This is a genomic window from Pseudomonas sp. 31 R 17, from assembly GCF_900004915.1.
GTDB lineage: Bacteria > Pseudomonadota > Gammaproteobacteria > Pseudomonadales > Pseudomonadaceae > Aquipseudomonas > Aquipseudomonas orientalis_A.
Map to the genome: position 1 here is coordinate 130330 of NZ_CVTN01000081.1, position 23749 is coordinate 154078.

Consider the following 23749-nt stretch of genomic DNA (forward strand, 5'->3'; position numbering starts at 1 on the left):
GAGGTGCCGAGTGGTGGGGCAAGAGCGTTTTGCTTACTTTTGCGCTTTTCAAAAGTGAGCCGCCGTCAGGGCGGAACCCTAAGTGGCCGTTACCTAAATAATGGATATGTACTCGATCTGATCCAACATCCTGGTCGGCTCAGAGGCCGCCATCGGGGGCAAGCCCCCTCCCACATTTGATTTGTGAACACAGTCAAAACTGTGGGAGGGGGCTTGCCCCCGATGAGGCCCGCCCTGACAACGACTACCGCTCGGTCAACCCAAACTGCGTCAGGCAGAACGTGGGAATCCCCATATCCTCCAACCGCTGCGACCCACCCAGCTCCGGCAAATCAATAATCGCCGCCGCTTCAAAGATCTGCGCACCCATGCGCCGCACCAGGTTCGCCGCCGCAATCAGGGTGCCACCGGTGGCGATCAAGTCATCGAACATCAGCACCGAGTCGCCTTCGCACAGGCTGTCGGCATGCACCTCAAGCAGCGCTTCGCCATATTCGGTCTGGTAGGCCTCGGCCAACACGTCAGCCGGCAATTTGCCTTGCTTGCGAAACAGGATCAGTGGCTTGTTGAGCTGGTAGGCGACGATCGAGCCGATCAGGAAACCGCGGGCATCCATTGCGCCGATATGGCTGAAGTCGGCTTCGACATAACGCTGGGCAAAGCTGTCGGCGACCAGGCGCAGGGCGCGGGGCGACTGAAACAACGGCGTGATGTCACGGAAGATCACCCCAGGCTTGGGGAAGTCGATGACGGGGCGAATCAGGGATTTGATGTCGAACGAATCGAAAGTCATCGTCGAAGGGTCCTGGGCGGAAAACGGACCCGAAGTATACCTGCGGCCTTGCCGGTTCGCTCGGCCGCAGAGCGCGGATTACCCTTCCAGGGAACCACCGGCCAGTGCGCACAGTTGGATAGGGTCGAGGATATGCACTTCCTTGCCCTCGGCGGCAATCAATGCGTTCTGCTGGAAGCGGGTAAACACGCGGGACACGGTTTCCACCGCAAGGCCCAGGTAATTGCCGATTTCATTGCGCGACATGCTCAGGCGGAACTGGTTGGCCGAAAAACCACGGGCGCGAAAGCGCGCCGACAGGTTGACCAGGAAGGTCGCAATGCGCTCGTCGGCGGTTTTCTTCGACAACAGCAGCATCATCTGTTGATCGTCACGAATCTCGCGGCTCATGACGCGCATCAACTGACGGCGCAGCTGTGGCAGTTGCAGGGCCAGTTCATCAAGGCGCTCGAAAGGAATTTCGCACACCGATGTAGTCTCCAGCGCCTGCGCCGACACGGGATGCATTTCGGTGTCCATCCCCGACAAACCGACCAATTCACTGGGCAAGTGGAAGCCGGTGATTTGCTCTTCGCCGCCGTCGCTGAGGCTGAATGTCTTTAATGCGCCCGAGCGTACTGCATAGACGGAATCGAACTTGTCGCCCTGGCGAAACAGAAACTCGCCTTTTTTCAGCGGGCGGCCACGTTTAACGATGTCGTCCAGCGCTTCCATGTCTTCCAGATTCAGCGAAAGTGGCAGGCAGAGGGGAGCCAGGCTGCAATCCTTGCAGTGAGCCTGGCTGTGAGCGCGCAGTTTGACTGGCTCGGACATTTCTTAAATCCTTGTGGGAAAACACACATAAGACGTAAGGGTAACGCACTGGGGGTAGATGAGGCCAGCGTGGTACGAAAAGCCTCGGCGTTATAAAGGTCCGTGTGTCGTGGCCGATACAAAGTAACGATACCTTTTGAATTCGGAGCCAGACCCATGATTTCCATCGGTGCAAATACCCCGGCAAGCCTCAGCGCGCTGCCTTTGCCGGAGCCGAAAGACCAGGTGGCAGAAGCGAAGTCGGCGGCGGCTGGCAAAGAGCTGAAGGACGCCACTTCTTCGCCCCTCAGTACCAAGACGGACGAAGGTGTGAAGGTGACCCTTTCGGGCGCAGCCTTGCAGGCGGTCAGAGACACGAAAAAATCCAACAGCGATATCGAGGAAAGCGGCCTGCCCAACGAGGTCCAGCAGGTCTTGAAGATGATCCGCGAGATCAAGAAACAGATTGCAGAAAAACAGGCCGAACTGACCGCTGTCATGGCCGATAACACGCTTTCTGCGGAGCAGGCCAGGGTCAAGGTCAATAACCTGCAGGGTGCGATTGCCGTGCTGAACGCGAGCCTCATCACGGCGCAGACTGCGTTGGGCAAGGCCATGAAGGGGCTCAGTGGCCCCGATGCGATGAAGGCCGCCTCCCTGGCGATGGCGTAGGCAGTCTCAGATCACCCGCGAGAAACGCTGGCGATTCTGGTGCTCAAGGTAGGCATCGAACACCATGCACACCGAACGCACCAGCAAGCGCCCGGCCGGCATCACACGAAGGCCCTGGGCGTCCAGTTCGATCAGGCCGTCTGCGGCCATTATTTGCAACTGCGGCCATATATCGTCGAAATAGCCGCGAAAATCGATGTTGAATGCCTGCTCGATGTCCTCGAACACCAGGCTGAAATTGCAGATTAGCTGCTGAATCACCGCCCGTCGCAGACGGTCGTCCGTGGTGCAGATCAACCCACGGCTGGTGGCCAGTTGCGCGCCCGCCAAGGCATTCTGGTAGCCGTTGAGATCACTGCTGTTCTGGCAGTACAGGTCGCCGATCTGGCTGATCGCCGATACGCCCAATCCAATCAGATCGCAGTGCCCGTGGGTGGTATAGCCCTGGAAGTTGCGCTGCAGGGTGCCTTCTTCCTGGGCGATGGCCAGTTCGTCGTCCGGCAGGGCAAAGTGGTCCATGCCGATATAGCGGTAGCCGGCCTGGGTCAATTGTTCGATGGTGGTTTGCAGCATCAACAGTTTTTCTGCCGGCGAGGGCAGATCGTCGGTGTTGATCCGCCGCTGGGGCATGAAGCGCTCCGGCAGGTGTGCGTAGTTGAATACCGACAGGCGGTCGGGTTGCAGGCGGATGACTTCTTCTACGGTGCGCGCAAAATTCAGCGGCGACTGCTTGGGCAAGCCGTAGATCAGGTCGATATTGATCGAGCGAAATTGCAGGGTGCGCGCCGCGTCGATCACCGCGCGGGTTTCTTCCAGGCTTTGCAGGCGATTGACCGCCCGTTGCACCTCGGGGTCAAGGTCCTGCAACCCGATGCTGACGCGGTTGAAGCCCAGTTCGCGCAGCAGGCCCATGGTCGCCCAGTCGGCTTCGCGAGGGTCGATCTCGATGCCGTAGTCGCCCGAATCGTCCTCGAGCAAATTAAAGTGCTGGCGCAGGTGTGCCATCACCTGGCGCAATTCGTCATGGCTGAGAAAGGTCGGCGTGCCGCCGCCCAGATGCAGTTGTTCCACCGGCTGTTTCGGGTCGAGGTGGCAGGCGACCTGCTGGATCTCCTGCATCAGGCGTTGCAAATAGGCCTGGGCGCGACCACGGTCCTTGGTAATCACCTTGTTGCAGGCGCAGTAGTAACAAATATTGGCGCAGAACGGCACGTGTACATACAGCGACAACGGCCGGGTGGCTTTGCGACTGTCGCGCAGCGCATGGAGCAGGTCGAAAGTGCCGACCTGGCTGTCGAATTGTACGGCGGTGGGGTAGGACGTGTAGCGCGGCCCCGCCAGGTCGTAGCGATGAATCAGATCGGTGTCCCAACGAATGGCGTCGAGCATGCGGGCGGTCCCCCGGTTTGGCTGGTGGGCCGAGTCTAGGGGCTGGGTGGGGCGGGCATGTTGATTTGCATCAACGGGGAGCGGCGCTATGCCACAGGGCCGGTCAGTGCCCCATCAGCCAATGCTGGTGCGGCCCGGGCAGGGTCCAGAGCCCGAACAGCACCACCAGCAAACCACCGGCCATGCGCACGCTGCGCCTGCGCAACAGCGCGGTGACACGTTCGGCGGCCAGCCCGGTCGCCAGCAATACCGGCCAGGTGCCCAGGCCGAACGCGAGCATCAGCAGCGCGCTGTCCAGCGCATTGCCCTGGCTTGCGGCCCAAAGCAGGGTGCTGTAGACCAACCCGCACGGCAACCAGCCCCACAGCGCGCCCAGCAGTAAAGCGCGGGGCAGGCTGGACACCGGCAGCAGGCGGTTGGCCATCGGCTGGATATGTCGCCACAGGCCGCGCCCGAGGCTTTCGAGACGGGTCAGGCCGCTCCACCAGCCGGCCAGGTACAGGCCCATGCTGATCAGCAGCAGCCCGGCGAGCACCCGCATGAACATCGCCGCCGGGCTGTTGGCCACGGCCCACCCGGCCAGGCCGATCAGCAACCCCGCTGCGGCATAACTTAAGATGCGTCCCAGGTTGTACGCCAGCAGCAGGCGAAAACGGCGGCTGCGCTGTTCCCTGGGAATCGCCAGGGTCAGCGCGCCCATCAGCCCGCCGCACATGCCCAGGCAATGGCCACCGCCGAGCAGGCCGAGGATCAGCGCAGAGGCCAGCAAAGGCGCCAGCTCAAGCATGGGGCGGTTCCTTGGGCGGCTGTTCGGCGCGGTTGGCTTCGTCGATGGCGGCCAGGTGATTGGGGTCCTGGTCGTCGAACAGCACACTGTGGGCCGGGCCGTCGAGGTCTTCGTACTGGCCGCTGTCCACGGCCCAGAAGAAGATGTAGATGGCCACGCCCACTAACAGCAGCGCCGCCGGAATCATCACGTATAGAGCTGGCATCTGCACTCCATGCCCGCGCGGCTCACGCCGGCAGCGGGCGATTGATCAAGGGGGCGCCAACGGCCGGCGCGCTTGGCAGGCGCGTCAGGCGCAGGGCATTGAGCACCACCGTCAACGAACTGAGGGACATGCCGATTGCCGCCCAGATCGGGGTGATCCACCCCAGGGCCGCGAACGGCAGCATCAGGCCATTGTACAGACCGGCCCACAGCAGGTTTTCGATGATGACTCGACGTGTGCGTCGCGCCAGGGAGAACGCCTGCACCAGCGCCTCCAGGCGGTTGGACAACAGCACCGCATCGGCGCTGGTCTTTGCCAGGTCGGTGGCCGAGCCCATTGCCACGCTGATATCCGCGGCGGCCAGTACGGGCACATCGTTGACGCCGTCGCCGAGCATCAGCACTGTGCGGCCCTCTTGATGCAGGCGCTGCAGCACCTGCAGCTTGTCGTCGGGACGCAGGCCGCCATGGGCTTCATCGATGCCCAGTTCGGCAGCGACACTGGCGACCATCGGCGAGCTGTCTCCCGACAGCAGCAAGGTGCGCCAGCCGCGCGCCTTGCACGCCGCCAGCAGCGCAGGCGCGTCGCTGCGCAGGCGGTCGTCGAGCACGAACCAGGCGAGCGCGCCGCGTTGATCGCCCAGCAGCAGCCATTGCCCGGCTTCGTCCGGTGACGCCGGGATCGGGCCGGCGCTGAGTTCACAGACAAACCCGGGTTGGCCGATGCGCAACAGGCGTTCGCCCACACGTCCTTGCAGGCCCAGGCCGGGGCTGCTGGATACGTCATGGGCCGCCAGGGGCGCACGGCCAAAGGCGCGGGCAATCGGGTGTTCGGAGCGGTTTTCCAGTGCGGCGGCGAGGCTCAGGCACTGGTCGCTGTCCAGTTCGCCCAGAGGCCGGATGGCGCGTAACGCCAGGCGTCCTTCGGTGAGCGTACCGGTCTTGTCGAAAATCACCGTGTCGATCTGGTTCAGACCCTCCAGCACATGGCCGCGGGTCAGCAGCAACCCAAGGCTGTGCAGGGTGCCGGTGGCGGCGGTGAGGGCAGTGGGTGTCGCCAGGGACAGCGCGCACGGGCAGGTGGCGACCAGCATGGCCAATACGATCCAGAACGCCCGTGATGCATCCAGCTGCCACCACACCAGGCCGATCACTGCAGCCGCAATCAGGGACGCCAGCAAAAACCACTGTGCGGCGCGGTCGGCGATCTGCGCCAGGCGCGGTTTCTCGGCCTGGGCGCGCTCCAGCAGGCGCACGATGGCGGACAGGCGCGTGTCGTGGCCGAGGGCGCGCACCTCGACGGTCAGCACGCCTTCCACGTTGAGGGTGCCGGCGGTGACCGCATCGCTGACATGCCTAGGCTGCGGCAGGTATTCGCCGGTGAGCAGGGATTCATCGACGCTGGACTGGCCTTCGACAATCACCCCGTCCGCCGGCAGCACCGCGCCAGGATGCACCAGCACCCGGTCACCCACGGCCAACTCGCCCAGCAGGATGCGTTCGCTCTGGCCGTCCGCGCCCAGGCGCAGGCACGAGGCCGGCAGCAGGTTGACCAACTGCGCGGTGGCGGCGGCGGTGCGCTCGCGAGCGCGCCGTTCCAGGTAGCGTCCGGCCAGCAGGAACAGCGCGAACATGCCGACCGCGTCGAAGTACAGCTCACCCACGCCGGTGATCGCCGTCCAGATCCCCGCCAGATAAGCCCCGCCAATGGCCAGGGACACCGACACGTCCATGGTCAGGTGACGCGTGCGCAGATCGCGCAGCGCGCCTTTGAAAAACGGTGCGCAGCTGTAGAACACGATGGGAGTTGTCAGAAACATCGCAACCCAGCGCAGGATCACATGCAGTTCGGGGCTGAGGTCGATATTGAATTCCGGCCAGGTGGCCATGGTCGCCATCATGGCCTGGAACCACAACAGCCCGGCAACACCCAGCTGGCGCAGGGCCAGGCGATTCTCGCCGGCCAGTTGTTCGGCGGCACGGTCCGCTTGATAGGGGTGGGCGGCATAACCGATATGGCGCAGTTCACTGAGCACTTGGCTCAACGGTAACTGCCCGTCGGCCCAGCGCACATGCAGGCGGTGGTTGGACAGGTTCAGCCGTGCTTCGGCCACGGCGGGCAGGCCGCGCAGGTGTTTCTCGATCAACCAGCCACAGGCCGCGCAACTGATGCCTTCCATGAGCAGGGTGATTTCAGCGAGTTCGCCTGTGTGGCGCACGAAGGGCTTTTGCACGTCGGCGCGGTCGTACAGCGCCAATTCATCGAGCAGTTGCACCGGCAAGGCCTCGGGGTTGGCCGAGGCTTCGCTGCGGTGCCGGTAGTAGCTTTCCAGCCCGCCCGCCACAATCGCCTCGGCCACCGCCTGGCACCCCGGGCAGCAAAGCTCGCGACGCTCGCCGAGGATGTCGGTGGTGAACCGGCTGCCGGCGGGGACGGGCAGCGCGCAGTGGTAGCAGGGGGTGGTCATGGTCGGGATCTTTGGTGGCTGGAAGGGCCTCATCGCGGGCAAGCCCACTCCCACAGGGGTACGCGTTCCAATGTGGGAGTGGGCTTGCCCGCGAAGCGCGATCTTTTACTTTTTCAGGTCTTCGGCACCCTGCAACGGTTCGTCTCCGAGCAGCAAGTCCTTGTCGTGGCTGACCTCTTCTTCTTCGAACAGACGCCAGGTCTTGTCGCCTTCCACGCCGAGCAATTCCACGAAGCGCCGGCCTTCGACCTTCTCGGTGACCTGGCCGATATAGCGGCCGGGCTCGCTGTCGCTGCGGGTCAGGTTGATCTTGCGATCCTTCTCTGGCTGGGTCGGGGAAATCAGGTTCAGTTCCAGCGTGTTCGGGTTGCTGTAGCCGGTCAGGCGCAGTTCGACTTCACCGGTCAGTTCGTCCAGGTGCAGCTTGCCGCGCAACTGGAGGGTCTGGGCCAGGCGTTCGCGGTCCAGGGAGCGGTTGATGCCTTTGCCGGCCTCGTAATAATTGTCGTTGACCAGGTTGTCCGGGTTATTCACCGCGATGGTCACCATGGACAGGGTCAGGGTCACCGAGCAGGCAAGGATGCCGATGATGATCCAGGGCCAGAGGTGCTTGTACCAAGGGCTTGCGGCAGTGGCTGCGGGCATTCTTGTATTCCCTGTCTAACGAACTTGTGGGCCGATGAATCGGCTCTTGGCTTCAATGTGAACGCGGGTGTCGTCGGCATCCTCGAGGATGAACGTCACTTCGTTGGTGCTCGACGGCAATTGCTCGGGGGCGCTCGACAATTCCACCGGCATGCTGACGATGTCGCCGGCGGCCACCTTGATTTCGCGTCGGCCTTGCAGCTTGAGGTCGGGCAGGCCGGCGGCGTCGAGCACATAGGTGTGGTCGCGCTGGTCCTTGTTCATGATCTTCAGGCTGTAGACGTTCTCGATGCGGCCTTCGGCGTTTTCGCGGTACAGCACCCGGTCCTTGCTCACGTCGAAGCCCACCAGCGAACGCATGAAGAAGGCGGCCACCAGCAGGCTGATCATCGCCAGCAACACCAGGGCGTAACCGATCAGGCGCGGACGCAATTTATGGGTTTTCTGCCCGGACAGATTGTGCTCGGTGGTGTAGCTGATCAGGCCGCGCGGGTAGTCCATCTTGTCCATGATCGTGTCGCACGCGTCGATACAGGCGGCGCAGCCGATGCACTCGATCTGCAGGCCGTCGCGGATGTCGATACCGGTGGGGCACACTTGCACGCACATCGTGCAGTCGATGCAATCGCCCAGGCCCTGGGCCTTGTAGTCGACCCCCTTCTTGCGCGGACCGCGCACTTCGCCACGGCGTGGGTCGTAGGACACGATCAGCGTGTCCTTGTCGAACATCACGCTCTGGAAACGCGCATACGGGCACATGTAGATGCACACCTGTTCGCGCAGCCAGCCGGCGTTGCCGTAGGTGGCGAGGGTGAAGAAACCGACCCAGAAGTACGACCAGCCGTCGGCCTGGCCGGTGAAGAAGTCCAGTACCAGTTCGCGGATCGGCGAGAAGTAGCCGACGAAGGTCATACCGGTGACAAAGCCGATCAGCAGCCACAGCGTGTGCTTGCTGAACTTGCGCAGGAATTTGCCGGCGCCCATGGGCGCCTTGTCGAGCTTGATACGCTGGTTGCGGTCGCCTTCGGTGACCTTTTCGCACCACATGAAGATCCACGTCCACACGCTTTGCGGGCAGGTGTAACCGCACCACACGCGCCCGGCGTACACGGTGATAAAGAACAGGCCGAACGCCGCGACGATAAGGATGCCCGAGAGCAGGATGAAATCCTGGGGCCAGAAGGTGGCGCCAAAAATGAAGAACTTACGCTCCGGCAGGTTCCACCACACCGCCTGGTGACCGCCCCAGTTCAGCCACACGGTGCCGAAGTAGAGCAGGAACAGTGCGGCACCGCCGAGCATGCGCAGATTGCGAAACAGGCCGGTGAAGGCACGGGTATAAATCTTCTCTCGCGAAGCGTAGAGGTCGACGCTTTTGGCAGGCGGGGTAACGTCGTGTACCGGTATCTGGTCGCTCATCATTGCATCCCACGGCGGTGGAGATTTGCCTCGGCCAGTACGTGCCAACCGCGGTCAAATTGGGGGTGTTGCAGTGGCCTAATGATACGCCCCCGACGGTGCGTAAAGGGTGCGACCTTTGGTCGCGTTGGGGCAAATCAATTGATGGTGTAAGTGACCTGGATCAATTGACTTGTTGAGTATGGACGGTTTTTGCTCGCAGGACGGTCATTCGTCCCATGGGTTAATCAGCGCAACGCCGCTGGATTTGAAATCGCTGACGTTACGTGTGACGACAGTAAGCCCATGAACCAGAGCGGTTGCGGCGATCAACGAGTCACTCTCGTTGGACTTGTCTGGAACATGCAAGTGCGCACAACGCAACGCGACGGCCGCGTCGACGGGCAGGATTCTCGCATCAAAAGCTGGCATCACATGACGCCTGAGCCAGGTCCTCAATACCTTCCCCTGAGCCGGGTCTCGCCGTTCAATGCGCAGGACGCCGGTTTCCAGTTCCTTCAGCGTGATCGCCGAGATAAACATACGCGGCGCTATCACGCTTTTGGCCCAGGCAACGACTTTTGCATCAGCCTGAGGTTTACGCAGTTCAGAGATTACGTTGGTGTCGAGTAGATACATCAAGAAAAGTCCACGGGTCGATGAATGATCACGGCACGTTCGGTTTCGAAGTCGATATCGGCCGCTTCCGGCATCACTAGCAGCTCAACGATATCGGCATTCAGGCCTGTGAGTTTCTGGTAGTCCTCAATGCTTAGCAGTACATGGGCGGGCTTGCCGCGATCGGTGATAAAAACCGGGCCCTTGCGCGCGGCTTTTTTGGCACCACTTGTGTCCTGATTGAATTCGCGGCTGGAAATGGTCGTGATGGTCATGGGGTATCCCCCTTCGTTAGACTTGATGTAGTTACGTTACTACTTGATGGTTGCGCGTGGCAAGTCATGAGGCCCTGGCAGCGAGAAACAAAAAAGCCCCGTCAGTTTTCGCTGAGCGGGGCTTTTTGTGTTCGAGGACTTACTGCTCTTCAGCCTTCTTGTCCCCGTGGGACAAGCTGTACACATACGCCGCCAGCAAGTGCACCTTGTCATTGCCCTGCAGTTGCTCCTGCGCGGGCATCTGACCCTGGCGACCATAGCGGATGGTCTGCTGCAACTGGGCGAAGCTTGAGCCGTAGATGAACGCACCCGGGTGCGTCAGGTCCGGCGCGCCCATGGCGGGGGTGCCTTTACCGGCCGGGCCGTGGCAGGCCACGCAGTTGGCGGCGAAGAGTTTCTCGCCGTTGGCCACGTCGGCCTTGGCGCCTTCCGGCAGTTTGCGGCCGTCGAGGTTGGTCACCACGAAGGCCGCTACGTCCGCCACGCCTTGTTCGCCGATCACTTCAGCCCAGCCTGGCATCACTGCGTGGCGGCCTTGCATGATGGTTTGCTTGATGGTTGCCGGGTCGCCGCCCCAGCGCCAGTCGGCGTCGGTGAGGTTGGGGAAACCGTAGGCGCCCTTGGCGTCGGAACCGTGGCACACCGAGCAGTTGGAGGCAAACAGCCGACCGCCCATCTTCAGGGCTTGCGGGTCCCTGGCGACTTCTTCAATCGGCATCGAGGCGAATTTGGCGAAAATCGGCCCGAACCTGGCCTCCGACCTGGCCATTTCCTTTTCCCATTCGTGCACGCCGGTCCAGCCGGTCTGGCCGTTGGCAAACGGGGTTTGCTTGTCGTTGTCGAGGTAGTTGTAGCCTGGCAGCAGGCCTTTCCAGTTGCCCAGGCCGGGGTAGAGCGCAAGGTAACCGAGGGCGAAGATGATGGTGCCGACAAACAGCATGAACCACCATTTGGGCAGCGGGTTGTCGTATTCCTCGATACCGTCGAACGAGTGGCCGACGGTCTCGTCCGTCTGCTCGGCGCGCTGGCCCTTGCGGGTCGACAGCAGCAGCCAGGTCAGGGCGAAGATGGTACCCAGACTGAGGACTGTGACATACAGGCTCCAGAACGTAGTCATTCTTTGTTACTCCTAGACGCTTTCTCGACGTGCTTGATGGCTTCGGGATCATCTGCAAAGGGCAGCATGGTCGCGTCGTCGAATTCCGATTTGCGCCGGGGGCTGAACACCCACAGCGCCAGGCCGATAAAGGCCACCATCACCACAACGGTGCCCAGGCCACGAATCATGCCGATATCCATGCCAGTCACCGTTTGCTTTTGATGAGGGTGCCAAGGCCTTGCAGGTAGGCCACCAATGCGTCCATTTCGGTCTTGCCCTTTACGGCTGCGGCCGCACCGGCGATGTCTTCGTCGGTGTAGGGCACGCCCAGGGTGCGCAAGACTTCCATCTTCTTCGCGGTGTCCTTGCCGTCGAGCTTGTTTTCCACCAGGAACGGGTACGCCGGCATTTTCGACTCGGGCACCACGTTGCGCGGGTTGTACAGGTGCGCACGCTGCCAGTCATCGGAGTAACGCCCGCCGACACGGGCCAGGTCCGGGCCGGTACGCTTGGAGCCCCACAGGAACGGATGGTCCCACACGCTTTCACCGGCCACCGAGTAGTGGCCGTAGCGTTCGGTTTCGGCGCGGAACGGGCGAATCATCTGTGAGTGGCAGCCCACGCAGCCGTTGGCGATGTAGACGTCGCGGCCTTCCAGTTCGAGGGCGGTGCGCGGCTTCATGCCTTCGACCGGCTTGTTGGTCACGTCCTGGAAAAACAGCGGGACGATCTGGGTCAGGCCACCGATGCTCACAGCGATGACCATGAAGAAGGCCAGCAGGCCGATATTCTTCTCGACGACTTCATGCTTCATCAGTGGGCTCCCACAACGGCGATCTTGGCGGCGGCTTCAGCTTGCGCCGGGTCGGAGGCACGCACGGTGCGCCAGACGTTGTAGGCCATGAACAGCATGCCGGCGGCAAAGAACGCACCGCCCAGGGCGCGGACGATATAGCCCGGGTGGCTGGCTTGCAGCGCTTCGACGAAGGAATACGTGAGGGTGCCGTCATCATTGATCGCACGCCACATCAGGCCCTGGGTGATGCCGTTGACCCACATCGAGGCGATGTAGAGCACGGTGCCGATCGTGGCCAGCCAGAAGTGCGTGTTGATCAGCCCGACGCTGTGCATCTGTGCGCGGCCGAACAGCTTGGGGATCATGTGATACAGCGCGCCGATGGAAATCATCGCCACCCAGCCGAGTGCCCCGGCGTGTACGTGGCCGATGGTCCAGTCGGTGTAGTGGGAAAGCGAGTTGACGGTCTTGATCGCCATCATCGGCCCTTCGAAGGTCGACATGCCGTAGAACGCCAGGGACACCACCAGAAAGCGCAGGATCGGGTCGGTGCGCAGCTTATGCCAGGCGCCCGAGAGGGTCATCATGCCGTTGATCATGCCGCCCCAGCTTGGCGCCAGCAGGATGATCGACATCGCCATGCCCAGGGACTGTGCCCAGTCCGGCAACGCGGTGTAGTGCAGGTGGTGCGGACCTGCCCAGATATACAGGGTGATCAGCGCCCAGAAATGCACGATGGACAGGCGATAGGAATAGATGGGGCGTTCGGCCTGTTTCGGCACGAAGTAATACATCATTCCGAGGAACCCGGTGGTCAGGAAAAAGCCGACGGCGTTATGCCCGTACCACCACTGGATCATCGCATCCGTCGCGCCGGAGTAGGCCGAGTAGGACTTGAACAGGCTCACCGGCAAGGACGCGTGGTTGACGATATGCAGCATCGCCGTGACCAGGATGAACGCCCCGTAGAACCAGTTGCCGACATAGATGTGCTTGGTCTTGCGCTTGACGATGGTGCCGAAGAACACCACGGCATAGGTCACCCACACGATGGCGAGCAAAATGGCGATCGGCCATTCCAGCTCGGCGTATTCCTTGGTGGTGGTGTAGCCCAGGGGCAGGCTGATGATGGCGCCGACGATGACCGCCTGCCAGCCCCAGAAGGTGAAGGCGGCGAGGCCATCGGAGATCAAGCGCGTCTGGCAGGTGCGCTGCACGACGTAATAGGAGGTGGCAAATAATGCACAGCCACCGAAGGCGAAGATCACCAGGTTGGTGTGCAGCGGTCGCAGGCGGCCGAAGGTCGTCCAGGGCAGGTCGAAATTCAATTGCGGCCAGACCAGTTGCGAGGCGATGAACACCCCGAGCCCCATGCCAAGAATTCCCCAGACCACCGTCATGATGGCGAACTGGCGAACCACCTTATAGTTATAAGCAGTCGGACTGATTGCTGTGCTCATTCTAAGGTTCCACGGTTTAAGTATTTTTATAGGTAAAATCGGCCGCAAGTATGTAGAAAGCGAGGGGCCATTGCAACGCAATGACTGACCTGTATCAAGGCGTTCCACGCCAGATTCTGCGCACTTTCCCTGTTTTGTGTAAGGACAAAGTCAGAAATCTAAAGCTGATCGAGTGGACAGGAATTTTCGAGGGCGCAACGGCTACCGTCGCGTACGCCAGGATTGGCCCACTGCAGGAACAAGCGTAGACCCGAAAGCGAGGAGGGGACAGTTGGGTTTTGAAGGGGTGTGACACTTGGTCGCAAATGTCGCCACACGGTAGGAGCGAGCTTGCTCGCGAAAAACGTAAAGGCAACGCGATAGACCAGACTGACCGCATTATCGTTGACGTTCTTCGCGAGCAAGCTCGCTCCTACAGGTGCTAGTGGGTCAGGCTATACACATAGGCCGCCAGCAAATGCACCTTGTCATTGCCCTGCAGCACTTCCTGCGCCGGCATCTGGCCCTGGCGACCATGGCGGATGGTCTGCTGCAATTGCGCCAGGCTGGTGCCGTAGATAAAGCCGCCTGGCTCGGTCAGGTTCGGCGCGCCCATGGCTTCCACGCCGTGGCCTTGTGGGCCGTGGCAGGCGACGCACGTGGTGCTGAATGCGGCTTGGCCGGCGGCCAAATCGGCATTGTTGTTCGCCGGCAAGGGCAACTTGGCCAGGTCGTGACGCACATACGCGGCGACATTTTTCACCCCATCCTCGCCCAGCACTTCGCCCCAGGCCGGCATCGCCGCATGGCGACCGTTCATGATGGTGGCCTTGATCGCTTCGGCCGAACCGCCCCAGCGCCAGTTGTTGTCCGCAAGATTCGGGAAGCCATACGCGCCCTTGGCATCCGAGCCGTGGCACACCGCGCAGTTGGACGCGAACAGGCGACCGCCCATCTTCAAGGCCTGCGGGTCTTTGGCCACTTCTTCCACGGGCATGGCCGCGAATTTGGCGAAGATCGGCCCGAACTTAGTGTCGGCCCTGGCCATTTCCTTGTCCCACTCCTTGGCCGACGTCCAGCCGTCTTCATAGCCCGGCAGTACGCCTTTCCAGTTGCCCAGGCCCGGATAGAGGATCAGGTAGCCGACGGCAAATATCAGGGTGCCGACGAACAGCATGAACCACCATTGAGGCAGTGGGTTGTCGTATTCCTCGATCCCATCGAAGGCGTGGCCCATGGTCTGGTCGACGCTGCCGCGGGTTTCGCCCTTGCGGGTGCCGATCAGCAGCCAGGTCAGGCCGATCAAGCTGCCCAGGGTCAATACGCAGATCCATGTACTCCAGAAGATCGTCATGGCCGAGTGCTCCTTGTTGCAGGCTCATCTTGAGCGTCGGATGGAGAAGGCTCATCGGCGAACGGCAGCAGGCGCGCCTGCTCGAACTCCGCGTTGCGCCGGTTGTTGAACACCCACAGCGACAGGCCGATAAAGGCGATGGCCACCACCAGCGTGCCGAGGCCGCGAATGGTGCCCGCATCGAATTCAAATCCCATGGCTCACCTCTTGCTCTTGATGGCAGTGCCGAGCACTTGCAGGTAGGAAACCAGCGCGTCCATCTCGGTCTTGCCCTTGAGGCTGGCAACCGCGCCCGCGATGTCGTCATCGGTGTAGGGCACGCCGAGGGTGCGCATCACGCTCAACTTGGTCTCGGTGTGGCTGCTGTCGACGGCGGCGGTGACCAGCCACGGATAAGCCGGCATTTTCGACTCCGGCACCACGTTGCGCGGGTTGTACAGGTGCGCGCGGTGCCAGTCGTCCGAGTAGCGTGCGCCGACGCGGGCCAGGTCCGGGCCGGTGCGCTTGGAACCCCACAGGAACGGGTGGTCCCACACGCTTTCGCCGGCCACCGAATAGTGACCGTAGCGCTCGGTCTCGGCGCGGAACGGGCGGATCATCTGCGAGTGACACTGCACACAACCTTCGCGGATGTAGATGTCGCGGCCTTCCAGTTGCAACGCGGTGTAGGGCTTCATGCCTTCGACCGGCTTGTTGGTCACGTCCTGGAAGAACAGCGGGACGATCTGGGTCAGGCCACCAATGCTCACGGCGAGCACCATCAGCAGCATCAACAGGCCGACGTTCTTTTCAATCGTTTCGTGTTTCATCACAGACTCCTCAGGCCAGCTGCGCGACAGGGACGGCTTCGACAGGCTGCACCGAGCGCACGGTGCGCCAGGTGTTGTAAGCCATCAGCAGCATGCCGCTGAGGAACACCGCGCCGCCCACCAGTCGCACGATGAAGCCAGGGTGACTGGCCACCAGGGTTTCGACGAAGGAGTAGGTCAAGGTGCCGTCTTCGTTGACCGCACGCCACATCAGGCCCTGGGCGATGCCGTTGACCCACATCGAGGCGATGTAGAGCACGGTGCCGATGGTGGCCAGCCAGAAATGCGCGTTGATCAGGCCGAGGCTGTACATCTGCTCGCGACCGAAGACTTTCGGGATCATGTGGTACAGCGCGCCGATGGAAATCATCGCCACCCAACCCAGTGCCCCGGCGTGTACGTGGCCGATGGTCCAGTCGGTGTAGTGAGAGAGAGCGTTGACGGTCTTGATCGCCATCATCGGGCCCTCAAAGGTCGACATGCCGTAGAACGCCAGGGACACCACGAGAAAGCGCAGGATCGGGTCGCTGCGCAGCTTATGCCAGGCGCCGGACAGCGTCATCATGCCGTTGATCATGCCGCCCCAGCTCGGGGCCAGCAGCACCAGCGACATCACCATGCCCAGCGACTGCGCCCAATCCGGCAGCGCGGTGTAGTGCAGGTGGTGGGGGCCGGCCCAGATATACAGGGTGATCAGCGCCCAGAAGTGCACGATGGACAAGCGATAGGAATACACCGGGCGTTCGGCCTGCTTGGGCACGAAGTAGTACATCATCCCGAGAAAGCCTGCGGTGAGGAAGAAGCCCACAGCGTTATGGCCGTACCACCACTGCACCATGGCATCCGTCGCACCGCCGTACAGCGAGTAGGACTTGGTCAGGCTGACCGGGATTTCCAGGTTGTTGACGATATGCAGAATGGCCACGGTGATGATGAACGCGCCAAAAAACCAGTTACCGACGTAGATGTGTTTGGTGTTGCGCTTCATGATCGTGCCGAAGAACACGATGGCATAGGCGACCCAGACGATGGTGATCAGGATGTCGATCGGCCATTCCAGCTCGGCGTATTCCTTGGAACTGGTGTAGCCCAGCGGCAGGGTGATTGCAGCCAGCAGGATGACCAGTTGCCAGCCCCAGAAGCAAAACGCAGCGATTTTCGGTGCGAACAGCGTTGTCTGGCAGGTGCGCTGCACCGAGTAGAAGGAGCTGGCGAACAGCGCGCAGCCGCCGAAGGCGAAAATGACCGCGTTGGTGTGCAGCGGGCGCAGGCGACCGAAGCTGGTCCAGGGCAAATCGAAGTTGAGCGCAGGCCAAACCAATTGGGCCGCGAGAAAAACCCCGAGCCCCATGCCGACGATGCCCCACACCACCGTCATAATGGCGAATTGGCGGACCACCTTGTAGTTATAGGCGGTACTTAAAGTAGTGTTCATGGTTCCCCATCCACGGTTCAACCCAAGCAGATGCGGCACTTGGGCTGGAGTTATAGGCAGACTAAAAAGCGAGGCAAGCATGGGCAAAGAGCACAAGGCCAGTATTGACGGGGATCAATGGGCGCACTGTGTGCGTGAACGCGGCTGGCTGTGGGATGTCGCCACGGGCACCCGCTCGGGCCAGCCTGGCACCTTGATCCTGGCCCACGGCGCCGGTGCGCCGATGGACTCGGCCTTCATGAACGACATGGCTGCGCGCCTTGCCGGGCATGGCGTCAATGTATTGCGCTTCGAATTTCCCTACATGGCCCAGCGCCGTGCGGACGGCGGCAAGCGCCCGCCGAATCCGGCGCCGAAACTGTTGGAATGCTGGCGTGAGGTGTATGCGCAGGTGCGACGTCATGTCGCTGGGAAACTGGCGATTGGCGGTAAATCCATGGGCGGGCGCATGGCCAGTCTATTGGCCGATGAACTGGGCGCCGCTGGGTTGGTGTGCCTGGGGTATCCGTTCTATGCGGTGGGCAAGCCGGAGAAGCCCAGGGTCGAGCATTTGGCTGTGCTCAAGACGCCGACGCTGATTGTGCAGGGCGAGCGGGATGCATTGGGTAATCGGGCGGCGGTGGAGGGGTATACGTTGTCGCCGAGCATCGAGGTGATGTGGTTGGTGGCGGGGGATCATGACTTGAAGCCGCTGAAGGCGTCGGGGTTTACCCATGAGCAGCATCTGGAGGCGGCTGCGGTGCGCGTGGCTGAGTTTGTGGGTGCCTGTTAGGGACCTATCGGGGCATAGGTATCTACACAACTCTGTAGCGCTCAACCGTAACCACAATGCGAAGCGAGTCGCTCTTGATCTTGATCTGCTTTTGATCTTGATCTCAGGCGCCCCGTTAAACCACGCTGGCCGAACGCAGGCTTGAATCCGTGGGCAACCCGGCAGGACGCCGGGTTAGCCGCACTGGGCCATGGATGGCCCATTGCGGCGGCCCACGGATTCAAGCCTGCGTTCGGGCACACCGAGCCTGGGCGAGGTGCCGAGTGGTGGGGCAAGAGCGTTTTGCTTACTTTTGCGCTTTTCAAAAGTGAGCCGCCGTCAGGGCGGAACCCTAAGTGGCCGTTACCGCAGAAACGGATATGTACTCGACTTGCCCCCGATAGCGGTCTACCGGTTAAAACGCTCCACCAGCGAGTACTGGGTATTGGCGGTATGCGTCAGCTCTTCACTCAACTGCGCCGAGTTCATCGCCTGTTCCGAGGTCTGGTCCGCCAACAGCGCAATGGTGCTGATATTGCGGCTGATCTCTTCAGCAACCGCGCTTTGCTCTTCGGTCGCAGCGGCGATCTGAGTGGTCATGTCGGTAATATTGGCCACCGCCTCACTGATGCCCACCAGCGCCTGATCCGCTTCCATCACCCGTGCCACACCTTCTTCGGCCTGGCGATGCCCGGCGTCCATGGTTTGCACGGCAGCGCTGGCGGTGTGCTGCAGCTTGGCGATCAGGGCATGGATCTGCCCGGTCGACTCGGTGGTGCGTTGCGCCAACTGGCGCACTTCATCCGCCACCACCGCAAACCCACGGCCCATCTCGCCGGCACGCGCCGCTTCGATGGCGGCGTTCAACGCCAGCAGGTTGGTCTGGTCGGCGATACCTTTGATCACATCCACCACACCGCCGATTTCGTCGCTGTCCTTGGCCAGTTGCGTGACGGTGACGCCCGTCTCGCCTACGGCCACCGACAGGCGCTGGATCGCCTCGCGGGTTTCCCCGGCGATATCGCGGCCACGGCCGGTCAGGCGATTGGCTTCCTGGGTGGCATCCGCCGTGCGCTGCACATGGCTGGCGACTTCCTGGGTGGTCGCCGCCATCTGGTTGACCGCCGTGGCGACTTGTTCGGTCTCCACGCGTTGACGCTCCAGGCCGCTGGAGCTGTTGTGCGCCAGGGTGTTGGACTGCGCCGCCTGATCGTTGAGGTGCTCGGCGGTGTCCTGCAGGCGGGTGAGGCAGGTCTTCAGGCGCGCTTCCTGGCTGAGGATCGACATCTCCAGGCGCGCCTGGGCGCCACGGCTGTCGGTGTACATCTGCGCGATCAACGGGTCGGAGGTGGTCTGCTCGGCCAGGCGCAGCAAACGCTTGAGGCCGCGCTGCTGCCAGCTCAGGCCGAGCAGGCCCAGCGGCACCGACAGCAATGCAGCCAAGGCAAAGCCCCACTGGGAGGTGAGGGTGGCGCCGATCATGAAGCTCAACTGGCTGACCAGGATAAACGGCAGCCAGTCCTGCAGCACCGGCAGCCACTTGTCCCGCCGGGGAACGGCCGACTTGCCCTGGTTGATGCGTTGATAGAGCGCTTCGGCCCGGCGGATCTGCTCGGCGGTGGGCTTGATGCGCACCGATTCGTAGCCGATTACCTGGTTGCCGTCGAAAATCGGCGTCACATAGGCGTTAACCCAGTAGTGATCACCGGTCTTGCAGCGATTCTTGACAATGCCCATCCATGGCAAGCCTTGTTTGAGCGTCGACCACATGTGTGCGAACACCGCCGCCGGAACATCCGGGTGACGTACCAGATTGTGCGGGGCACGGACCAGTTCGTCGCGGCTGAACCCACTGATTTCGACAAAGGCGTCGTTGCAGTAGGTAATCACACCCTTGGCGTCTGTGGTGGAGATCAACCGTTGCTGGGCGGGGAAGGTACGTTCGCGCTGGGTAACGGGTTGGTTATTACGCATGATTGTTCAATCCGCAAGGCTTTCAGGGGTTATCGGCCATTGCGGGCGTTTATTTAACTTATTTTTGTAATAATCCCGCGGCCAGTGCCGCGGGAGATCAGGAATGCTCGCGGCTCGCGCCTGCTTTTTGTGGTCGCAACACCAGCCACAACGCCCCTGCAATCAACACCCCGCCATACACGTGGGCCATCGACAGCGGCTCGTCCAGCAGCAACGCGCCCCACAGTACGCCGAATGGCGGGATCATGAAGGTCACGGTCATCGACTTGACCGGGCCGATGGATGACAGCAGGCGAAAATACAGAATGTAGGCGAAGGCCGTACACACCAGGCCCAACCCCAGCAACGACATCCACACCTGCCAGCCACCCCAGCTCGCCGGCGGCTGACTGATGGCGCTGTAAGCGAACAGCGGCAGCAAAAACAACGTTGCGCCGAGCATGCTGCCCAAGGCTGACAGGCGACTGTCCAACCCACCGCGCTGATCCAGCCAGCGCCGTGCGAGAAACCCGGCAAAGCCATAGCAGGTGGTGGCCAGCAAGCACGCCAGCGCCCCCGTCAACAAATCCAGGTCAAATGCCACCGGGCCCGCCCGGGTCAGCACGCCCACGCCGAACAGGCCCAGGCACACCCCGGCGATTTTCGACGGCGTCAGGCGTTCACTGAAAAACATCCCGCCAATCAGTACGCCCATCAATGGCGTAGTGGCGTTGAAAATGGCCGAGTAACCCGCCGGCAATACCTGCGCGGCTACCGAGTACAGCGTGGCCGGAATCCCTGAGTTGATCACGCCCAACAGCAGCACGGTCTTGAACTTGCCCTGGAAGTCCCAGCTCACACGCATCATCGAAAGGATCACCAACAAGCCGGCGGCAGCGATCGATACGCGGAAAAACGCAGTCGGCACGCTGCCGATTTCCGGCGCAATGATGCGCATGAACAGGAAACTCGCACCCCAGATGGCGGCCAGTCCCAGCAAGTACAGGGTGTCGACAGGTTTCACGGAAAACTCCTACGCAATCAGGCGGCGGAGTGTTGCCCAGCGTTACGGTTGGCACAATCGCTAAGTAGCGTCGCCAATGAAAATCGGCCTTCTCCTGCCTCGGTTCACTGGCTAAGCTCAGGGCTTCCCGCAACCCGTTCGAGGTTTTCCGCATGTCGCAGCCCGCCCTCGCTATCGCCCGGATGATCCTCGACGGTTTCGACGACTACCGTGAGCACTTTCGCCAGATCACCGATGGCGCGCGCGAACGTTTCGAAAAGGCCCAGTGGCAGCAAGGGCAGGCCGCTTCGGCGGCGCGCATCAACCTCTACGAAGAGAAGGTGGGGGAGGTCACGGCGCGTTTGCGCGCCGCGTTCGAGGCGGGCGTGTTGCAGGACATCGAACGCTGGCCGCTGGTAAAGAGTGCCTACATCGGCCTGATCGACCTGCGCTTTGACGACGAGCTGTCCGAGACCTGGTACAACTCGGTGTTTTGCAGCCTGTTCAGCCATGACCTGATCAGCGATGGCTGCATGTTCATTCATACCACGCGGCCCAGCCAGCAGCGGGCGCGGGCTGCGCAAACCCGCACCTACACGCCTGCGGGCAAGATGGCGGACATGCTCGCGCAGATTTTCGCCGACTACCGCTTCAGTGAGCCTTACGCCGACTTGCCTGCCGACCTGCGACGCCTGGAAGCGCAACTGCGGGAAAACCTGCCGGACTGGGTGTGCAAAGACCCGGACCTGCACGTCGAGCTGTTTTGCTCGGTGCTTTACCGCAATAAAGGCGCCTACCTCGTCGGACGTATCTACACCCGCGACGAACAATGGCCGTTGGTGATCCCGTTGCTGCACCGCGAAGGGCGGGGAATCCAGATCGATGCGTTGATCACTGATGAGGCCGACGTGTCGATCATCTTTTCCTTCACCCGGTCGTACTTCATGGTCGATGTGCCGGTACCTGCGGAATTCATCGGCTTTCTCAAACGCATCCTGCCCGGCAAGCACATTGCCGAGCTGTACACCTCCATCGGCTTTTACAAGCACGGCAAGTCGGAGTTCTACCGCGCACTGATCAACCACCTGGCGACCACCGATGATCAATTCATCATGGCGCCGGGCGTGCGTGGCATGGTCATGAGCGTGTTTACCCTGCCGGGTTTCAACACGGTGTTCAAGATCATCAAGGACCGTTTCTCACCGTCGAAAAACGTCAACCGCGCCACGGTGATCGAGAAGTACCGGCTGGTCAAAAGTGTCGACCGGGTAGGGCGCATGGCCGATACCCAGGAGTTCGCCGACTTCCGCTTTCCCTTGAGCAAGTTCGAGCCCGAGTGCCTCGCCGAGTTGCTGGAAGTGGCCGCCGGCACCGTCGAAGTGGAGGGCGACAGCGTCCTGATCCGCCACTGCTGGACCGAACGGCGCATGACCCCGCTCAACCTCTACCTCGACAACGCCAACCCCGCCCAGGTGCGCGAAGCCCTGGAAGACTACGGCCTGGCGATCAAGCAGCTGGCGGCAGCGAATATCTTCCCTGGCGATATGCTGCTCAAGAACTTCGGCGTCACCCGTCACGGCCGGGTGGTGTTCTACGACTACGATGAAATCTGTTTTCTCACCGAAGCCAACTTCCGCCACATTCCCACGCCGCGCACTCCCGAGGATGAAATGGCATCGGAACCCTGGTACTCCATCGGTCCGCTGGATGTGTTCCCCGAGGAGTTTCCACCGTTCCTGTTTGCCGACGCCGGCCAGCGCAGGTTGTTCGATGAGTTGCATGGCGAGTTGTATGACGCCGATTACTGGAAGGGCCTGCAGGAGGCGATACGTGCCGGTAAGGTCATTGATGTTTTCCCTTACCGGCGCAAGCAATGCGATGAATCATAAGAACCAGCGGTGTTTGAACCGCGTGGCGTCAGACATCTTGTTGGCGTATCGATGAAAGAGGTGAGACAGATGTCCCGGCACGATCGCAGTGTCAAACCCCGCTCATGAAGTTCATCCCGCGTACTGCCTGGCTGGTTGTGTGGTAATTCGCAATTCTTTGGGCTGTCAGGCTGGTGACTGGCGCCGACGTGGTTCGAGGGCTTGATGTAGAAGACGCCTTTTCTGTGTAGGCGGGGGGGAATTCATATTGGGGTGGTGGCAGCGACTCTTTTGAGCGCGGTTGAGCCTGCATGGACTGTGTGTAGCTTGGCGGGCGTGGGGTGACGGAATCGATTGGCATTTTAAACTCCAGTTTCAACAGGGGACGCGTTAATTTTCTAGACCTGGCCAGGTTTTCGCTAGCTTGGGCATGGGAATGTATCGTTCGACAGGATTGTTGGTCTGGACCGCTTTACTGCATGGCTACGAATGGGCTGTCTTTATTGGTCTCCAATATTTTATTGCTCCAGTTGCTCGTGCGGTTGCGGTCCATCTCGTCCGGAGCATGCTTCTGCGCTGTCGCTGTCTCTTTATAGAGATCATGCATTGACTCTTTATAGGCTGCATCGATGTTTTCCGTCGGGAGGCCTTTGTTCTGCAGTTCTATTTTTCGTTGCAACAGACCGATAGGTTTATCAAGGTGACCTTGGCTGACGGCGGAAGTCGGGAAGGTTTTGGGAAGACTTCTCAGCGTTTCAATGGTTTTCCATGAGCTGTCTGAGGAACTTGATGCACCTTGGGACGTATATTCCGGAGTGCGTTGATGCTTTTGCGCAAAGGAATGGCCGTAACCGCCAGCTCGCGAGTAAGACATACGATCTATCGGCATAAAGACTCCTGACTGTGTTGTGGGAAGTTAAAGGTCGAGCGCTCAATCCCGTGTAGAGACAGGCGTCAAATCCTCGATCTGTGCATCCTCATTGAGCCGGTTGCATCGCGTTCATCCAATCGGATTTCTGCTATTGAATAGTCGGAATCGTTTATCGATTCATGTAGTCAATTTCGCCAAAGCGCCTAAGCCCGCGCGTTCATTTTTGATTGACCGTCTCAAGCCCGGAAGAAATCTGCGACAATCTTTCCCCCATGCAATCGATCCACGCTGTGCAGGGCAGACCTGCCTTACCAAAAGACCCTTGCCACC

General features: G+C 61.2%; 24 protein-coding genes. 3 read left to right on the forward strand and 21 right to left on the reverse strand.

The features are described 5' to 3' along the window. Positions 1–244: 244 nt before the first annotated feature. Complete coding sequence (locus BFP89_RS23635; protein WP_065887882.1) at positions 245–793, reverse strand: adenine phosphoribosyltransferase; 549 nt, start codon at positions 791–793, stop codon at positions 245–247. A 78-nt stretch (positions 794–871) separates the two neighbouring features. Continuing rightward, positions 872–1606 (reverse strand): fumarate/nitrate reduction transcriptional regulator Fnr, encoded by a 735-nt coding sequence (fnr, locus tag BFP89_RS23640; protein ID WP_065887883.1) that lies wholly within the window; start codon positions 1604–1606, stop codon positions 872–874. 156 nt (positions 1607–1762) lie between these two features. On the opposite strand from fnr, the gene BFP89_RS23645 reads away from it, so the two are divergent. Next, on the forward strand, positions 1763–2257 hold the full coding sequence (locus tag BFP89_RS23645; protein WP_170827590.1) for a hypothetical protein: 495 nt from the start codon (positions 1763–1765) through the stop codon (positions 2255–2257). Between the two features lie 6 nt (positions 2258–2263). On the opposite strand, the gene hemN is transcribed toward BFP89_RS23645, so the two are convergent. From hemN to ccoN (BFP89_RS23725), 16 genes are all read right to left on the reverse strand, one after another. After that, the gene (gene hemN / locus BFP89_RS23650) at positions 2264–3646 is read right to left on the reverse strand and encodes an oxygen-independent coproporphyrinogen III oxidase (protein ID WP_065887884.1); all 1383 of its coding nucleotides are present in this window, start codon (positions 3644–3646) and stop codon (positions 2264–2266) included. 103 nt (positions 3647–3749) lie between these two features. Beyond that, positions 3750–4433 carry a sulfite exporter TauE/SafE family protein gene (locus tag BFP89_RS23655; protein ID WP_065887885.1) on the reverse strand — a complete coding sequence of 228 codons (684 nt, stop codon included), beginning with the start codon at positions 4431–4433 and terminating at the stop codon, positions 3750–3752. After that, positions 4426–4638 (reverse strand): cbb3-type cytochrome oxidase assembly protein CcoS, encoded by a 213-nt coding sequence (gene ccoS / locus BFP89_RS23660; protein ID WP_057721235.1) that lies wholly within the window; start codon positions 4636–4638, stop codon positions 4426–4428. Before ccoS ends, BFP89_RS23655 begins: the two co-directional genes overlap by 8 nt. A gap of 22 nt (positions 4639–4660) precedes the next feature. Then, entirely contained in the window at positions 4661–7105 is a 2445-nt protein-coding gene (locus tag BFP89_RS23665; RefSeq protein ID WP_065887886.1) for a heavy metal translocating P-type ATPase, read from the reverse strand. 105 nt (positions 7106–7210) lie between these two features. Further along, complete coding sequence (locus BFP89_RS23670) at positions 7211–7750, reverse strand: FixH family protein (protein WP_065887887.1); 540 nt, start codon at positions 7748–7750, stop codon at positions 7211–7213. Positions 7751–7765: 15 nt separating this feature from the next. After that, on the reverse strand, positions 7766–9169 hold the full coding sequence (gene ccoG, locus BFP89_RS23675; protein ID WP_065887888.1) for a cytochrome c oxidase accessory protein CcoG: 1404 nt from the start codon (positions 9167–9169) through the stop codon (positions 7766–7768). Positions 9170–9376: 207 nt separating this feature from the next. Beyond that, the gene (locus tag BFP89_RS23680) at positions 9377–9787 is read right to left on the reverse strand and encodes a type II toxin-antitoxin system VapC family toxin (RefSeq protein WP_065887889.1); all 411 of its coding nucleotides are present in this window, start codon (positions 9785–9787) and stop codon (positions 9377–9379) included. Further along, on the reverse strand, positions 9787–10041 hold the full coding sequence (locus BFP89_RS23685) for a type II toxin-antitoxin system Phd/YefM family antitoxin (protein ID WP_065887890.1): 255 nt from the start codon (positions 10039–10041) through the stop codon (positions 9787–9789). The genes BFP89_RS23680 and BFP89_RS23685 overlap by 1 nt, the downstream gene beginning before the upstream one ends. Before the next feature lie 139 nt (positions 10042–10180). Continuing rightward, complete coding sequence (gene ccoP / locus BFP89_RS23690) at positions 10181–11158, reverse strand: cytochrome-c oxidase, cbb3-type subunit III (RefSeq protein WP_065887891.1); 978 nt, start codon at positions 11156–11158, stop codon at positions 10181–10183. Further along, entirely contained in the window at positions 11155–11340 is a 186-nt protein-coding gene (locus BFP89_RS23695; protein ID WP_065887892.1) for a CcoQ/FixQ family Cbb3-type cytochrome c oxidase assembly chaperone, read from the reverse strand. The genes ccoP (BFP89_RS23690) and BFP89_RS23695 overlap by 4 nt, the downstream gene beginning before the upstream one ends. A gap of 5 nt (positions 11341–11345) precedes the next feature. After that, positions 11346–11954 carry a cytochrome-c oxidase, cbb3-type subunit II gene (gene ccoO / locus BFP89_RS23700; protein WP_025854274.1) on the reverse strand — a complete coding sequence of 203 codons (609 nt, stop codon included), beginning with the start codon at positions 11952–11954 and terminating at the stop codon, positions 11346–11348. Next, positions 11954–13396 carry a cytochrome-c oxidase, cbb3-type subunit I gene (gene ccoN / locus BFP89_RS23705; RefSeq protein ID WP_065887893.1) on the reverse strand — a complete coding sequence of 481 codons (1443 nt, stop codon included), beginning with the start codon at positions 13394–13396 and terminating at the stop codon, positions 11954–11956. Before ccoN (BFP89_RS23705) ends, ccoO (BFP89_RS23700) begins: the two co-directional genes overlap by 1 nt. Before the next feature lie 421 nt (positions 13397–13817). Then, positions 13818–14729: a cytochrome-c oxidase, cbb3-type subunit III gene (gene ccoP, locus BFP89_RS23710; RefSeq protein ID WP_065887894.1), complete on the reverse strand. Its 912-nt coding sequence runs from the start codon at positions 14727–14729 to the stop codon at positions 13818–13820. Next, positions 14726–14926: a cbb3-type cytochrome oxidase subunit 3 gene (locus BFP89_RS23715; RefSeq protein ID WP_065887895.1), complete on the reverse strand. Its 201-nt coding sequence runs from the start codon at positions 14924–14926 to the stop codon at positions 14726–14728. Before BFP89_RS23715 ends, ccoP (BFP89_RS23710) begins: the two co-directional genes overlap by 4 nt. A 3-nt stretch (positions 14927–14929) precedes the next feature. Next, the gene (gene ccoO / locus BFP89_RS23720; RefSeq protein ID WP_065887896.1) at positions 14930–15538 is read right to left on the reverse strand and encodes a cytochrome-c oxidase, cbb3-type subunit II; all 609 of its coding nucleotides are present in this window, start codon (positions 15536–15538) and stop codon (positions 14930–14932) included. 10 nt (positions 15539–15548) lie between these two features. After that, the gene (gene ccoN, locus BFP89_RS23725; protein ID WP_065887897.1) at positions 15549–16973 is read right to left on the reverse strand and encodes a cytochrome-c oxidase, cbb3-type subunit I; all 1425 of its coding nucleotides are present in this window, start codon (positions 16971–16973) and stop codon (positions 15549–15551) included. Between the two features lie 79 nt (positions 16974–17052). Here ccoN (BFP89_RS23725) and BFP89_RS23730 point away from each other — a divergent pair, with 79 nt between their 5' ends. Further along, on the forward strand, positions 17053–17745 hold the full coding sequence (locus tag BFP89_RS23730) for an alpha/beta family hydrolase (RefSeq protein WP_065887898.1): 693 nt from the start codon (positions 17053–17055) through the stop codon (positions 17743–17745). A gap of 387 nt (positions 17746–18132) precedes the next feature. On the opposite strand, the gene BFP89_RS23735 is transcribed toward BFP89_RS23730, so the two are convergent. Together BFP89_RS23735 and BFP89_RS23740 are read right to left on the reverse strand one after the other, a co-directional pair. After that, positions 18133–19698: a methyl-accepting chemotaxis protein gene (locus BFP89_RS23735; protein ID WP_065887899.1), complete on the reverse strand. Its 1566-nt coding sequence runs from the start codon at positions 19696–19698 to the stop codon at positions 18133–18135. 97 nt (positions 19699–19795) lie between these two features. Next, the gene (locus tag BFP89_RS23740) at positions 19796–20701 is read right to left on the reverse strand and encodes a DMT family transporter (protein WP_065887900.1); all 906 of its coding nucleotides are present in this window, start codon (positions 20699–20701) and stop codon (positions 19796–19798) included. 152 nt (positions 20702–20853) lie between these two features. Between BFP89_RS23740 and aceK the strand changes: the two genes are divergently transcribed. After that, positions 20854–22569: a bifunctional isocitrate dehydrogenase kinase/phosphatase gene (gene aceK, locus BFP89_RS23745; RefSeq protein ID WP_065887901.1), complete on the forward strand. Its 1716-nt coding sequence runs from the start codon at positions 20854–20856 to the stop codon at positions 22567–22569. Between the two features lie 451 nt (positions 22570–23020). On the opposite strand, the gene BFP89_RS23750 is transcribed toward aceK, so the two are convergent. After that, on the reverse strand, positions 23021–23437 hold the full coding sequence (locus BFP89_RS23750; protein WP_065887902.1) for a hypothetical protein: 417 nt from the start codon (positions 23435–23437) through the stop codon (positions 23021–23023). Between the last annotated feature and the right edge of the window lie 312 nt (positions 23438–23749).

What these genes read in the sequence shown, in the direction of transcription:
- BFP89_RS23730 (WP_065887898.1), top strand. Translation starts at nt 17,053, where the DNA reads ATGGGCAAAGAGCACAAGGCCAGTATTGACGGGGATCAATGGGCGCAC.
- BFP89_RS23670 (WP_065887887.1), bottom strand. Translation starts at nt 7,750, where the DNA reads ATGCCCGCAGCCACTGCCGCAAGCCCTTGGTACAAGCACCTCTGGCCC.
- ccoN (WP_065887897.1), bottom strand. Translation starts at nt 16,973, where the DNA reads ATGAACACTACTTTAAGTACCGCCTATAACTACAAGGTGGTCCGCCAA.
- BFP89_RS23695 (WP_065887892.1), bottom strand. Translation starts at nt 11,340, where the DNA reads ATGGATATCGGCATGATTCGTGGCCTGGGCACCGTTGTGGTGATGGTG.
- BFP89_RS23715 (WP_065887895.1), bottom strand. Translation starts at nt 14,926, where the DNA reads ATGGGATTTGAATTCGATGCGGGCACCATTCGCGGCCTCGGCACGCTG.
- ccoG (WP_065887888.1), bottom strand. Translation starts at nt 9,169, where the DNA reads ATGAGCGACCAGATACCGGTACACGACGTTACCCCGCCTGCCAAAAGC.
- aceK (WP_065887901.1), top strand. Translation starts at nt 20,854, where the DNA reads ATGTCGCAGCCCGCCCTCGCTATCGCCCGGATGATCCTCGACGGTTTC.
- BFP89_RS23680 (WP_065887889.1), bottom strand. Translation starts at nt 9,787, where the DNA reads ATGTATCTACTCGACACCAACGTAATCTCTGAACTGCGTAAACCTCAG.
- BFP89_RS23665 (WP_065887886.1), bottom strand. Translation starts at nt 7,105, where the DNA reads ATGACCACCCCCTGCTACCACTGCGCGCTGCCCGTCCCCGCCGGCAGC.
- BFP89_RS23685 (WP_065887890.1), bottom strand. Translation starts at nt 10,041, where the DNA reads ATGACCATCACGACCATTTCCAGCCGCGAATTCAATCAGGACACAAGT.
- hemN (WP_065887884.1), bottom strand. Translation starts at nt 3,646, where the DNA reads ATGCTCGACGCCATTCGTTGGGACACCGATCTGATTCATCGCTACGAC.
- BFP89_RS23735 (WP_065887899.1), bottom strand. Translation starts at nt 19,698, where the DNA reads ATGCGTAATAACCAACCCGTTACCCAGCGCGAACGTACCTTCCCCGCC.
- BFP89_RS23655 (WP_065887885.1), bottom strand. Translation starts at nt 4,433, where the DNA reads ATGCTTGAGCTGGCGCCTTTGCTGGCCTCTGCGCTGATCCTCGGCCTG.
- fnr (WP_065887883.1), bottom strand. Translation starts at nt 1,606, where the DNA reads ATGTCCGAGCCAGTCAAACTGCGCGCTCACAGCCAGGCTCACTGCAAG.
- BFP89_RS23750 (WP_065887902.1), bottom strand. Translation starts at nt 23,437, where the DNA reads ATGCCGATAGATCGTATGTCTTACTCGCGAGCTGGCGGTTACGGCCAT.
- ccoP (WP_065887894.1), bottom strand. Translation starts at nt 14,729, where the DNA reads ATGACGATCTTCTGGAGTACATGGATCTGCGTATTGACCCTGGGCAGC.
- BFP89_RS23635 (WP_065887882.1), bottom strand. Translation starts at nt 793, where the DNA reads ATGACTTTCGATTCGTTCGACATCAAATCCCTGATTCGCCCCGTCATC.
- BFP89_RS23645 (WP_170827590.1), top strand. Translation starts at nt 1,763, where the DNA reads ATGATTTCCATCGGTGCAAATACCCCGGCAAGCCTCAGCGCGCTGCCT.
- ccoO (WP_025854274.1), bottom strand. Translation starts at nt 11,954, where the DNA reads ATGAAGCATGAAGTCGTCGAGAAGAATATCGGCCTGCTGGCCTTCTTC.
- ccoS (WP_057721235.1), bottom strand. Translation starts at nt 4,638, where the DNA reads ATGCCAGCTCTATACGTGATGATTCCGGCGGCGCTGCTGTTAGTGGGC.
- ccoP (WP_065887891.1), bottom strand. Translation starts at nt 11,158, where the DNA reads ATGACTACGTTCTGGAGCCTGTATGTCACAGTCCTCAGTCTGGGTACC.
- ccoN (WP_065887893.1), bottom strand. Translation starts at nt 13,396, where the DNA reads ATGAGCACAGCAATCAGTCCGACTGCTTATAACTATAAGGTGGTTCGC.
- ccoO (WP_065887896.1), bottom strand. Translation starts at nt 15,538, where the DNA reads ATGAAACACGAAACGATTGAAAAGAACGTCGGCCTGTTGATGCTGCTG.